This is a genomic window from Maridesulfovibrio frigidus DSM 17176 (genome assembly GCF_000711735.1).
Taxonomy (GTDB): domain Bacteria; phylum Desulfobacterota; class Desulfovibrionia; order Desulfovibrionales; family Desulfovibrionaceae; genus Maridesulfovibrio; species Maridesulfovibrio frigidus.
Map to the genome: position 1 here is coordinate 615,183 of NZ_JONL01000001.1, position 13,189 is coordinate 628,371.

A 13,189-nucleotide genomic window follows, 5' to 3' on the forward strand; every position below is an offset into this window, starting at 1 on the left:
TAAACTACTTTTTACTTTGGGAAATTTTCTTTAACGCCACCCGTATCGCACCAGCCGCGTCAAGATCAGGCTCTTCATCAAAAATATCTTTAAGGAAAGTTCTAACTTCGTCATCCGCATAGCCCAGATTGCGCAGGCCTGATAGAGCATCAAGAAATTCGCTTCTGTCCCCCTCAGTAGGGCAAGCTCCAGAGCGGATAGTGGCAAGCGAAAGCTTATCCATCTTATCTTTAAGGGACCATAGAATCTGGCGCGCAGATTTAGGGCCGATACCTGGAACAACAGATAAAGTTTTAACATCTTCGCGGAAAACAATATCCTGTAATTCTTTCGGATTAAACTGCGAAAGTATAGCCAGCGCTTTTTTAGGTCCGAGGCGATCTATAGAAATCAGGGTCTGAAATACTTCGCGGTCATCGAAGCAAGGGAAAGCGTAAAGATCGAGGGCATCTTCTCTAACTACAGTATAAACATAAAACGTGACGTCAGAACCGGACGCCGGGAGCGTTGAAATGGCTGTGAGGGTAAGAAATAGTTCATATCCCACCCCGCCGGAGGTAAGCACTATGCAGGACTTGTCTGTTGCCTCAAGCAGTTTACCGTGAATATAGGCAATCATTTCCCAGCCATCCTTGCAAATCTACGTTCATTCAAATGACAAATAGCTATAGCCAGCGCATCAGTGGTATCGTTAGCCCACTTGGTATCTTTTACACCCAGTATGCGTTCCACCATAAATGCGACCTGACTTTTATCCGCGCGACCTGTCCCCACAAGATTTTGTTTAACCTTTGTGGGTTCATAACCAGAAACAACTAAACCAGAAACTGCACACGCGGCCATTGCTGCCCCGCGCGCTTGTCCTAATTTAATAGCCGAAGACGGATTAGAAGCGACGAAGACATTTTCTATCGCCGCTTCGTCCGGTTTATGGCTTTCTAAAAGCTCGGCCAGACGGGTATAAATTTGCCCGAGTCTGGCACACATGGGGGCTTTGGTATTGGTCCGGATTGCGCCGGCTTCAAGCAAAGTAACCTGACCGGAAACTTCCCTTACTATCCCGAACCCAGTTACACGGGTTCCAGGGTCAATGCCGATTATCACAATACCGGGATTTTCCACTTAGCCGTCCATTTCTGACATAAGCTCGTCAGGGAAGTCTGCATTAACGAAAACGTCTGTTACGTCTTCAAGATCCTCAAATCTTTCCATGAGATTCATGATCTTTTTAGCGGTAGAGACATCAACTTCAACAAGGTTCTTAGGAACAAAAGCAAGTTCAGCGCTCTGACTTGTACATTCAGCCTCTACAAAAGCCTGCTGGAGGGGTGCGAAATCTTCAGGCGCACAATGAACGGCAAATGAATCGCCTTCATCAAGAACGTCTTCAGCACCACCTTCAAGGCCGATTTCCATGAGTTGGTCTTCGTTGTAAGCTTCCTTGTCGAAAATCATTACGCCTTTTTTGTCGAACATCCATGCGACACTTCCAGACTCACCCATAGACCCGCCAGCTTTACTTAGAGCGTGACGAACTTCAGCAACAGTACGGTTCTTGTTATCTGTGGCAGCTTCGATAAGCAAAGCAACTCCACCAGGGCCATAACCTTCGTACATCATCTCATTGATATCGCCGCCAGCAAGTTCGCCGGTACCTTTTTTAATAGCGGTATCAATTTTATCATTCGGCATATTAACAGCTTTTGCTTTTGAAACAGCAAGGCGCAAAGATGCATTCATATTAACATCGCCACCGCCAGCCTTTGCTGCGATAATTATGTCTTTAGCCATCTTTGTAAAAATTTTGCCACGTTTGGCATCCTGCCTGCCTTTTCTATGCTGAATATTTGCCCATTTACTGTGTCCAGCCATTATTCCTCCTGAAAGAATCTGCCTCCGTCACAATATGTAGACGGATAATTTATAATTTTCCTTACACAAGATGCCATTAAATGAACCTTGATTTAAATTCCACCAAGGGTCTGACATTCCCGCAAAAAAGGGTCCAATACTATATTAAAATGCAATTTCCACAAAATTTAGCTCTGAGGCGAAACTAAGTGTAAAAGGACATTTACTCTTCAATGCCACGAAAGCCAAGCGCTACAATAAAAAGCTCCATACTTTCTTCTCTGGAACTTTTCGGCTTGAAATTTTTCACCCTTGAAAACATCTTACGTAATGAGTCCGTGTACCCTCTTACGTCAGAGCTATCAAAAATCTTTACAACAAAATGACCGCCCTTCTTAAGTCTGCGAGGAACCAGATCTCTAGCTCTCTCACACAGCTCAAGTGAATGAAGCTGGTCAGCAAACCGAACTCCAGTTGTTTTGGGAGCCATGTCACTGATAATCAGATCATAAGGAAGGTGCTCTGCCATCGCATCCAGCAGAACAGAAGAATCTTCGAAAACATCTGTTTGTAAATAAGTCACGTTCTCAGGAAATTTAGTTATAGTCGTCTGAATATCCACACCGAGAACATATCCTTTAGGACCGACCTTTTTAGCTGAGAACAAGGTCCATGATCCCGGAGCGGCTCCCAGATCTAAAACTTTTTGCCCCGGTGAAAATATGTGAAATCGTTTGTCAATTTCCATAAGCTTATATACTGAACGAGCAGGATAATTATCCTTTTGCGCTTTTTTGAAGTAATGATCTTGATATGTTTTCATTGTCTCTTTTTTGTTTTGCCATCCAAGGAAAAGACATTTTCCAAGGACTGCGGTATAAGGTGACAGGAAATTAACTTAATACGGCCCGCAAGCCAAGTCTAACACCATGCAACGTCCCCAAAGAATCCGCATCAAAAACGAATCCGAAAAATTGCAATCTCTGCCTGAAGGTAAAGAATACTTTCAAGACCTAGGGGGAGATGGTGATATACTTTTTCTGGGCCTGGGCCCAAATCCTTGCCAAGCGCTTGAATTATTTAGTGAAGAAGGCAAAGCCCACTACATAGAATGCCCAGACTTTGAAAAACAAATCCCTACAGTCCGAAAAATTTCAAACAAGTTTACGAGAATTAACCCAGAAGAACTTGATGCTTTACCTGAAAAGAATTTCCGCTTGATATTATATACGCCTAACAAAAGGCTATTCCCTTCATTCTGGGAACCCATCATATCAAAGCTTGCACTACAGAAAACCGCTTTTTTTTCAAAAATTAAAAGCAAGACTGTGTGGATTCCGGGTAACGACAATTCGTTGCTTGTACCCGAACTGTCTCGCGCCTTCGCAGGTGCAGACTTCACATACAGGGTTATCGCGCCGGACGCAATGCAGCGGGACCTCCTATCCCTTCTAAATCAAGAACGTCCCGAAATAATTTTCAGCATAAACTTTAACGGACTGGATAATTCGGGTGAAACGTATTTCATGCTGCGCGAGGCTGGAGTTAAAGTCGTTGTTTGGATGGTGGACAACCCCTTCCATATAATCTCCGGCATTAAATCCGAATATTGGAAAGAAGTACCCATGCTTGTCACGGACGAATGGTTCGTCAACCCCCTTAAAGATCTTGGCGCCAAAAAGGTAAACCACCTACCACTCGCAACCGATCCTGAATTCTTCAATCCAGATGTTCCGGAATATACAGGGCTTGAGAATCGAACAGTTTTTGCGGGTAGATCTAGTTTTCCAAAGAAAGATACATTTTTTGCAGGATGCTCCTTTTCGACACAAGACGAGCAAGCGGCAATAAAGGCTATCGCAAATGGTATTAAGCCCGATTTTGAATGGTGGGCAAAGCGCGACGAACTCACCTCATTCTGGCCGGGAAAAAATGTCCGAGATACGGGATTTAAGACAGAGCAATCCGGTACAATATGGCGCACCCAAGCTCTTGATAATGCGGGAACTAATCTGACAATTTTCGGTGACAAAGGTTGGAGAGAATTACTTACAAACGCAGACATTCGCCCGCCTATAGACTACTTTACGGTACTACCTGCGATTTATGCAGGAGCAGCTATTACGTTAAACATGACAAGTCCACTATTACCAAACGGGCTGACGCAGCGGAATTTCGATGTGTGGAGTGCGGGTGGATTTCTTCTAACAGACTATACGCCAGGACTTTCAATTTTCCCTGAGGATCTTGTTGCTGAATGTTCATTTTCTAAGCCAAAGGACTTACCAGCCCTTTCCGATAAGTTTCACGCAAACCCGAGACTCAGGAAAGCTCTTTCAAAAAAATGGCGCGAAATAATTTTAAAAGATCACACTTACCGGAACAGGGTTATTAACATCCTTGATTTTATAAACTAAATATCTAAATATTTTTTAGGCATATTTTCTGCATTACCATTCCAAACACTCTTATCAAGGAAGATATGGGAATGCAGAACTTTAAGACACTATGCCTATTGATCTTCACACTTACCTGCTTAAACGGCTGTACGGCTTCCATACTCATGCCGCCTTTACCAGGACCGACAATGATCCCTTCTGCTATGGGCTCAATCTATACGGCTTATGCTGCAAGTGTGGACGAACGAGGTTTCCAGACAATTGTTGAAGACGAGCTTCTGGAAGCCAACATCCAATCCAAGATACTCCACCAGAAGGACCTCGAAGTTCTAGGCGTTAGCACCTACTCATACAACGGTCATATATATATAGTTGGGCAGTTCGATCAAAAGGAAGATTTCAATATGCTTCGTAAGATTGTCAGAAGCGCAGGCAAGGTTAATTCACTTACAACTTTTCTTTTTGCCGAGTCAGAAGATGCTATTTGTAACGCAGCTGAAGATTACATACTGCAATCAGAAGTGAAGGCCGCACTACTTGATAATGACTCCGTCTGGGGGACGAACATCGCAGTGAAGTCTGTTCAATGTAATATTGTTCTTCTAGGCAGAGTTGGAGATATCAACGAGATAGAGCACGCAAAGCGAACAGCATTCCAAATAGAAGGAGTTCAAACAGTGAAGTCTTTTCTTCGCTCAAGCAAGCAAAATAATTACCATTTGCGCGGAAGTAAAGTTGCTACCTTAAAGTAATTCACAAAAAAAGGCAGCCTAATTAATAATCAGGCTGCCATAAAATTAGACTTATTGAACTATTGGACTATTGGACAATACTAAAGTGGCTTTCTAAACTATTTCTCACCAAATCTAAATCACCAGCAGAAATGGCCTCGACAATTAAACGATGCTTATCAGCCTGCTCCATCAACAATGGAAAATTCTTGATTTCAGCATTAACACCGATATATATCCAATAATCATTGGCTAGTGCATCCCATGCGATACGCAGTGACTTGTTTTCTGCGGAATCTATAAGCAGCTCGTGAAATTTCACATCAGCTTTACGGATCAACAGTTCATCATTTGCTTTAGCTCTTTCATACATGAGGGCAACTATAGCGCTAAGCTCTTCAACCTTAGAAGTGTCCTTTTCTATAGCCCACTGGACAGCAAAAACCTCAAGTTCCAACCGAATCTTGCAGTAATCTTCAAAATCTTCCGCCAAAAAGACTTTAACTCTAGAACCTTTGTAAGGCTCAGCCTCTACAAAACCCCGAGCCTTTAAATCCCTTAGAGCTTCACGCACTGCACCCTGACTGACATGCAGATCTCTTGAAACCTTAGTTTCAACAACTCTCTCGCCAGGCTTCAAATCTCCACGCAAAATTTCTTCAATGATATATTCGACGACATCATCTCGTAAAACACGCCGTTTAAGACCTTCTTCATTACTCATAAGCTACCCCCATTAGTGTAGCAAAAACACACATCCAAGGCACTAAAATGATGCACCATAACTTTTTATAATGCTGACATTAGCTTTTTTTATGCGAAATGCAAGCCCCAAACATATTTTTTAAAATATATTATGCATAATCATCAAAGATGTACATAGTATGTTACACTACAACCATATTATACAAATACAACGGCATGTTTACGTGCAAAATTAAAATTCTGCACACATAATGGTATGGAATTTACTAATACAATATACATCACGCATCACAGCAAACTATAACAAAAAAACAAAGGCCACCCATGCAGAAGCGACCTTTGTTAAGTAAAACATATAAATTTAGACTTTTTAAAAAGTATGCAGAGACTAAGCGTTAACAATTCCCGGCAGCCTGATCACAAATTTTGTGCCTTTCCCAGGCTCAGACTCTACCAGAAATTCTCCTTCATGATTTCGCGCTATAATAAAGTATGAAACCGAAAGGCCAAGCCCAGTTCCTAAACCGACATGCTTAGTTGTATAAAAAGGTTCAAACACCCTTTTACGAACATTCTCTTCCATACCAGGACCATTATCCTCGACTTCGATCCGAACATACTTGCCATCTTTTCGAGTCCGTAATGTCAAACGTGGACGTTCATCGCCAAAGTCCTTTTCAGACATAGCATGGGCAGCATTCTTAAATATATTGAGGAAAACCTGCTCAATTTCAGTCTCTGTAATATTAACTTTCGGAAGACCCTGCTCAAAATCACGCCGAATATCGATAGTTTTAAAGTCATATTTTTTCTTTAAATCATAGTCGTTTGCAGCAAGACTAAGAGACTTCTCAAGAAGAGACTTGACCCCCATTAAAGAGCGGACAGACTCACTTTTTCTACTAAACTCCAGCATATTACGGACAATTTGAGCGGCCCTTCGACCAGCATCACTTATCCCTCTCAGATATCCGAGAATGCCGCGCTTATCCATGTACTCCTGAACAGCATCCAGATTAAGACCTAGTTCAGACGCAACTTGCACGTTTTTAGGCAGCGAAGGAGACAAACGCCTCTCCGTTCCTTGAACTCCAGATAATATAGCACCGAGCGGATTATTAATTTCATGAGCCATACCCGCCGCCAATCCACCGACAGACATCATTTTCTCTGTTTGAATCATCATCTCTTCAAGACGAGATTTCATGGTGACATCATCCATAAGAAGTATAGCCCCACCACCTTCCTCACTATCAAGAAGTGGGTATACTTTAAGATTCTTATATAGAATCGACCCGCCGACAGTAAAAGGAACCTTCGACTTTTCCCTGACTTCGGAGCGACTGATAGCTTCTAAAATAAAATCCAGTTTGCTTTCAAACTGTGGGAAAACACTAATAAGACTAACACCTTGGACATCTTCCCACGACAACCCTGTTTCTTCCTCAGCAGATCTATTCCACTGTATAATAGCACCTTTCTCGTCCACGCCTACTAGAACAGTAGGCATCGAGTCGATCGTGTTTTTAAGCAAATTTCTCAAGTGTACCAATTCGTTCTCAACGGATTTCCTTTCAGACACATCGATAACAATGCCCATAAAACTTATTATAGTGCCATCGCCATCTCTAACAACAGTTGTACTGTCTTCGATCCAAAGAACTCGCCCGTCAGGAGCCACAATCCGGTAATTCTGATTAAAGTTGTCTAGCTCCAAACGGATATGATCTGCGACCTCAGCTTCAATTCTAGGCCTGTCATCCGCATGAATTACATCAATAAACTTTACTTCACCGGACATAAAATCTTCAGGAGTAAACCCTAACTGGTTCACATTTTTTGAAACGAGCTCTACCGGCCACCCGTCCTGCGCAAACCATTTAAACAGAACAACGGGGCTGTTTTCTACAATCATATTTGACTGCCGAAGAGCTTCCTCTGTCTTTTTACGCTTCTCAATATCTCCAATCAGGTTGACTCGCATTTCATTAAACGCCTTGGCAACCATGTCTAATTCATCTTCTTTTCTATTACTATTGCGCCTATTAAGTACGAGCGGACGCTCAAGACTATCGATATCCATTTCCCGCGCATAGTCAGCTACTGTCTGCAAATGCCTTGTGATCAGGTAATGAATGATCATAAGAATGAACAAAGCAACTAAAAATGTTTTTACAGCCTGAGTCGTTAAAACGATAAAGACTCGGTGTTTCAACCGACTCAAAACGTCCTGAAGGTCAGCAACTACAACAAGTTGTCCTACATCAACATTTTTACCGTCAACATTATGAATCAGAGAAAAAGCTCTTTCGATAGTGCGAGAGGTGAGAGGCCTGAATCCTGCGGCAGCTATAGGCTCAGTGGTCCCGGCAGTTTTATCTGTTACTTCTAAATAACGGATACCGGGCAATTTTAATGCGCCATCAAGTTGTATATTTACATGCTCAATATTTATATCCCAGAGACTCGCTGCAATGGTATTTGCATAACTATCATCGATCTGCGACATAGCATTTCCAATTTCATCGACATCGCTTCTGTACTCCATATACAATTGAACACTGGTGCCTAAAATCGTAAAAAAAGAGCTGCATATCAATATATAGACAAGAAGCCTGTATGGTAAAACCTGGCCTTTTTTGATGCCGAATTTCTTAATCATTATATAAAGCCCCATCTCGTATTTAATATATGAAACAAACTTATTGTCTCATCTGAACGGTACTAATAATAGAGCTAATGATTACATATTAAACAACGATATGGAAGTTTATATATACTCATTCAAACATAGCTCTAAACAAAACGTAATTGCCCAACTCTTTCTGGCGCAATACGATAGACCTTATCTAATTTCTATGAGAATTATATTTTAAGAACACATTAATTATCATCAAATTAAAAAAAGAACGCAAGAACCAGTTCAACAAAATTTACCATGCAAATCAATTACTCACACATAAAAATGGGCTTTTTAGAATGTTTATCCATTCTTCTAGGTATATTTTTGTGTGTGTGCATACCAAAGATTGCAACAGGGGCAATTTTTCAACCAGAGGATTCTACAAAAGAAGTAAGCATAGGCCTAAATTATATCGTTAAAGTTTCTCTTTTTGAAGATGCTACCGAGATTAAACAGAAGATGCTACGAGGAAGAGAAGACATCGATATTTCGAACGAGAACACTAAACCTCAAACCGCCGATGAGGTTCAGCCTTCCCCAGATCTTAAAGACATAATAGACAGAATAAAAAACCAGACTATTCCAACAGCATCTGAGGCTCACAAAAACAAAGAAGCGGAACAGATATCTGAATCGACCAGAAACATCATCAAAACACAAGGGAATGCAACTGCGGCTGACAAAGTCGCCCCTTCCCCTGCATTACGTGCAGTTCTTTCGGCATATCATAACGGGTCATTGAATTATAGTAAGCAGACCGCCGAAGAAGAACAGATATATTTTCATCAAGTCTACGCCGATATCAGCTTAGATTCAATCTATGACCTCACAATTCTGCGAACCGGTCAGGATATATTCCTTTCACTAGGATACCAGCCTCTTATGCAATCGCAAAGGGTACAGCCGGACAATTCCTCTCAAAAAATAAAAGAGCTGCAGCAGACAATATTTGCCATCAAGCGACGAGAGGCCAAAAAAACTGGCCTTCTGACTAAAGAAGAGATCGAACTGGAGCGCATAAAGCAAGCATCAAAAAGTACAATGTCTCCCAGAAAGCTCATGACTGAGCGAATCCTAAGTTTCTTTGGTATCAAACGCAAAAAAATTGAGGACAACTACGAAGAGATGGCTCATTCATACCACCTTTATAAGCAATGGTCAGAGCGTTGGCAACGCTGGGATAAAATGATTATGAACAAGAAAACCAGACGCTACAAAGTAGCCCCTGCAGCCTCGCAGTACGAAAAAAGTATAAACAATAATAAGGATAACTTAATTCAACCATACGGCAAGCAGCTACAAATAACCCCGTACTCAAACGGGAATGTCATTTTTTCGAAGCCAAACAAATTCTAAATAGATTCTGGAATGCTAACTTTTGTGTTCTGCCCATTTATCGACGGCATCTAAGAACATGAAAGTTTCAGTAGATTTTATCCCGCCAACGTTAGAAAGATCGTCCACTAGGCACTGTCTGAATGCATTACGTGATGGAACAAAAACTTCAACGAGCAGATCATATCTCCCTGAAACGTTTATAACAGACTGCACGCCACTGACCTTAGAAATTCTATCCATAACTTCACGATTTGCACGGCCTTCTAAGTTTACTCCGACCAGAGCTATCAGGCTGTTCTCAAAATAAAGCGGATTTACAGAAGCTGTAATACGTAAATAATCATTTTTTATCATTCGTTCAGTGCGCAGACGAACTGTTCCGTCAGAAACACCAAGCTTACGTGCTATATTTTTATAAGACTCACGCCCATTACGCTGCAACTCATCAATTATTTTGCGATCTATATCATCAAGTACTAAAGCTCTATCTTTCACCCGAAATCTCCTGCTTTCAAAATTACAAAATTTTTATACCAATCAAAGAACGTATGTATAGTGACAAAATGACAAATCCGTCAATCCATGTTACGTATCACCCTTAAACCGAAATAACTTTGCTTTTTTTTGCGTTTTTATAAATTATAAGCTGAATTTTAACATTGACAACGTTTATCATATGGTTTTTTAAGTAAAACGAAGTAAGTAATTTTCTAATATGGAGGATTAATATGCCAAAGAATTTATTTCAGACTCTTTCCGAGCAGACTGAGAATCTAAAAAACACAGGTCTTTACAAAGATGAAAGAATTATAACCTCTCCGCAGCAAGCCGAAATAGCTGTTGCCGGAAAAAAAGGAATTCTTAACTTCTGCGCTAATAACTACCTAGGCTTATCAAACAATTCCGAACTTGTTAAAAAAGCTCAAGAAGCGTTAGACAAATACGGTTTTGGCTTGTCTTCCGTCCGATTTATTTGCGGGACTCAAGATGTGCATAAAGAATTAGAGCAAAAAATAAGTGATTTCCTGCAAACCGAAGATACAATCCTATATGGATCATGCTTTGATGCGAATGGCGGACTGTTTGAAACAATTTTGTCCAGTGAAGATGCAGTCATCAGTGATCAACTGAACCATGCATCGATAATAGACGGGGTCAGACTCTGCAAAGCTAAGCGATTCCGTTATAAGAATAACGACATGGCTGATCTGGAACAGCAACTTAAAGATGCTGCGGACTGCCGTTACAGACTTATTGTAACTGACGGTGTTTTTTCAATGGACGGGATCATTGCCGACCTGAAATCCATTTGCGATCTAGCTGATAAGTATGACGCCCTTGTCATGGTTGATGATTCTCACGCTGTGGGTTTTGTGGGCGAAAACGGCAAAGGAACACCCGAATACTGCGGAGTTCTTGGCCGGGTCGACATCATCACAGGCACTCTGGGCAAAGCTCTTGGTGGTGCATCAGGCGGGTACACATCCGGCAGAAAGGAAATCGTAGAATGGCTGCGTCAAAGATCGCGTCCTTACCTTTTTTCCAACACACTGGCTCCAGTGATAGCATCTACATCAATTGCTGTACTTGATATGATAACTGATCACCCTGAACTTCGAACCAGACTAAATGACAATAGCGAACTTTTCCGCTCACGCATGGAAGAAGCCGGATTCAAACTTGTACCGGGTCACCACGCGATTATCCCAGTGATGCTAGGCGATGCAGTGCTTGCCCAGCAAGTAGCAGAAGGATTACTGGAAGAAGGAATCTACGTTATAGGGTTCAGCTTTCCTGTTGTTCCGCGAGATCAGGCAAGAATCCGTACACAAATGTCCGCAGGCCACACTACTGATCAGGTAAATAAGGCCGTTGATGCATTTATCAAAGTCGGGCGTAAGCTTAAAATAATCAAATAGAAGGCTCTAATTAATGAAAACGATGAAGGCTCTAGTTAAAAGTAAACCGTGTGAAGGACTCTGGATGGAAGAAGTTCCCATTCCTCAGTGCGGACACAATGATGTTCTTATAAAAGTCAACAAAACTGCAATTTGCGGTACTGACATTCACATATACAATTGGGATAAATGGGCGCAGCAGACTATTCCGGTCCCAATGGTTGTCGGGCACGAGTTTTCCGGCGTAATTGAAAATATCGGCGGCGAAGTACAAGGCCTTGCTCTTGGCGATAGAGTTTCCGCAGAAGGTCACGTAACCTGTGGTCACTGTCGCAATTGCAGAGCAGGCAAAAGACATCTCTGTCGCAACACTATAGGGGTTGGCGTAAATCGCCCGGGATGTTTTGCTGAATATGTCTGCATCCCGGCATCAAATGTATTCAAATTGAATGACACAATTTCAGATGATGTGGGTGCAATCCTTGACCCGCTCGGAAACGCCGCGCATACAGCTTTATCTTTCAACCTTGTCGGGGAAGATGTCCTCATCACCGGAGCCGGACCTATCGGCATGATGGCGGTTGCTATCGCTCGTCATGCAGGTGCTCGCCACATAGTAATCACGGACCTCAACGATTATCGCTTAAACATTGCAAAAAAACTTGGAGCTTCACGTACAGTGAACGTCACCAAGGAAAAACTTTGCGATGTAATGGCAGAGCTGAATATGACTGAAGGATTTGATGTTGGCCTAGAAATGTCCGGCAGTCCTATGGCTTTCGGCGAAATGCTGGATAAAATAAACCACGGCGGCCACATTGCCCTGCTCGGAATTCTACCTGAAGAAACCAAAATTGACTGGAATATGGTAGTATTCAAAGGGTTAAAGCTTAAAGGTATTTATGGCCGTGAAATGTTTGAAACATGGTACAAAACAGCCTCTATGCTTCAATCTAATCTGGATATATCTCCGGCCATTACTCACCATTTCAAAATAGATGATTTCCAGAAAGGCTTTGATGTAATGAGCTCCGGCCAGTCTGGCAAAGTAATCTTGGACTGGACTTAATAATCACACCAAACATTATACTTTTGCAGGTCAAAACACCTTCAGTTTAATTGAAAGTGTTTTGACCTGTAAAACTAATTCCGAGCACTGGTCCATAACCTTCGAACATGCCGCTCCGAGATCCCAAGCCTTTCTGCGATATCCGAGTTCTCCACACCATAATTTTTAAGTTTTATAACTTTTGCACCAAGCTGGACATGCTCCACAAAACGACTTGATATGTAAACTCTGTCATTGGCAAATTCTCTAATCACATTAAGCGCCGCGCTTTCGGGACTTTTCTCACCAATTCTGACATTTTTCATCTCGCGAACGATAGCTTCGTATAAAATATTTTCTTTCATTTCTCTCACTCCGATTTATTATCTATTGATGAGTATAGACTACATTTTAAGAGCGCCACATTCTGCCAGACAGTGACCGATAAACAAAAAAAGGGTGTTATCTTTATTCGACTAAAGATAACACCCTATTAATTTAACTATACACAGGCAGCAAACAATCCTATTTTATAG

Annotated in this window: 13 protein-coding genes; 5 read left to right on the forward strand and 8 right to left on the reverse strand. The window is 41.7% G+C overall.

Annotated elements, in window-relative coordinates:
* Window positions 1-4 precede the first annotated feature (4 nt).
* The 4 genes from ruvA to BR06_RS0102950 form a co-directional block, all read right to left on the reverse strand.
* Window positions 5-619, reverse strand: a complete 615-nt coding sequence (ruvA, locus tag BR06_RS0102935; RefSeq protein WP_031479958.1) for a Holliday junction branch migration protein RuvA — start codon at window positions 617-619, stop codon at window positions 5-7.
* Window positions 616-1,122 (reverse strand): crossover junction endodeoxyribonuclease RuvC, encoded by a 507-nt coding sequence (gene ruvC, locus BR06_RS0102940; RefSeq protein WP_031479960.1) that lies wholly within the window; start codon window positions 1,120-1,122, stop codon window positions 616-618. Before ruvC ends, ruvA begins: the two co-directional genes overlap by 4 nt.
* Window positions 1,123-1,872 carry a YebC/PmpR family DNA-binding transcriptional regulator gene (locus tag BR06_RS0102945; protein WP_031479962.1) on the reverse strand — a complete coding sequence of 250 codons (750 nt, stop codon included), beginning with the start codon at window positions 1,870-1,872 and terminating at the stop codon, window positions 1,123-1,125.
* A 202-nt stretch (window positions 1,873-2,074) separates the two neighbouring features.
* Complete coding sequence (locus BR06_RS0102950; RefSeq protein WP_031479964.1) at window positions 2,075-2,674, reverse strand: RlmE family RNA methyltransferase; 600 nt, start codon at window positions 2,672-2,674, stop codon at window positions 2,075-2,077.
* Window positions 2,675-2,780: 106 nt separating this feature from the next.
* Here BR06_RS0102950 and BR06_RS20980 point away from each other — a divergent pair, with 106 nt between their 5' ends.
* Complete coding sequence (locus tag BR06_RS20980) at window positions 2,781-4,268, forward strand: glycosyltransferase family protein (protein WP_031479966.1); 1,488 nt, start codon at window positions 2,781-2,783, stop codon at window positions 4,266-4,268.
* Window positions 4,269-4,339: 71 nt separating this feature from the next.
* The gene (locus tag BR06_RS0102960) at window positions 4,340-5,002 is read left to right on the forward strand and encodes a BON domain-containing protein (RefSeq protein ID WP_031479968.1); all 663 of its coding nucleotides are present in this window, start codon (window positions 4,340-4,342) and stop codon (window positions 5,000-5,002) included.
* 67 nt (window positions 5,003-5,069) lie between these two features.
* Here the strand turns inward: BR06_RS0102960 and BR06_RS0102965 are convergent, their stop codons facing one another.
* Entirely contained in the window at window positions 5,070-5,705 is a 636-nt protein-coding gene (locus BR06_RS0102965; protein WP_031479970.1) for a GntR family transcriptional regulator, read from the reverse strand.
* A 369-nt stretch (window positions 5,706-6,074) separates the two neighbouring features.
* Complete coding sequence (locus BR06_RS19130) at window positions 6,075-8,195, reverse strand: PAS domain S-box protein (RefSeq protein ID WP_235727646.1); 2,121 nt, start codon at window positions 8,193-8,195, stop codon at window positions 6,075-6,077.
* Window positions 8,196-8,699: 504 nt separating this feature from the next.
* Between BR06_RS19130 and BR06_RS0102975 the strand changes: the two genes are divergently transcribed.
* Window positions 8,700-9,725, forward strand: a complete 1,026-nt coding sequence (locus BR06_RS0102975) for a hypothetical protein (protein ID WP_156952636.1) — start codon at window positions 8,700-8,702, stop codon at window positions 9,723-9,725.
* 15 nt (window positions 9,726-9,740) lie between these two features.
* Here the strand turns inward: BR06_RS0102975 and BR06_RS0102980 are convergent, their stop codons facing one another.
* Window positions 9,741-10,202: an Lrp/AsnC family transcriptional regulator gene (locus tag BR06_RS0102980; protein ID WP_031479975.1), complete on the reverse strand. Its 462-nt coding sequence runs from the start codon at window positions 10,200-10,202 to the stop codon at window positions 9,741-9,743.
* Window positions 10,203-10,435: 233 nt separating this feature from the next.
* Here BR06_RS0102980 and BR06_RS0102985 point away from each other — a divergent pair, with 233 nt between their 5' ends.
* Together BR06_RS0102985 and tdh are read left to right on the forward strand one after the other, a co-directional pair.
* On the forward strand, window positions 10,436-11,626 hold the full coding sequence (locus BR06_RS0102985) for a glycine C-acetyltransferase (protein ID WP_031479977.1): 1,191 nt from the start codon (window positions 10,436-10,438) through the stop codon (window positions 11,624-11,626).
* A gap of 13 nt (window positions 11,627-11,639) precedes the next feature.
* Window positions 11,640-12,674, forward strand: a complete 1,035-nt coding sequence (tdh, locus tag BR06_RS0102990) for an L-threonine 3-dehydrogenase (protein ID WP_211252458.1) — start codon at window positions 11,640-11,642, stop codon at window positions 12,672-12,674.
* A gap of 74 nt (window positions 12,675-12,748) precedes the next feature.
* Here the strand turns inward: tdh and BR06_RS0102995 are convergent, their stop codons facing one another.
* Window positions 12,749-13,018, reverse strand: a complete 270-nt coding sequence (locus BR06_RS0102995) for a hypothetical protein (RefSeq protein WP_031479981.1) — start codon at window positions 13,016-13,018, stop codon at window positions 12,749-12,751.
* Between the last annotated feature and the right edge of the window lie 171 nt (window positions 13,019-13,189).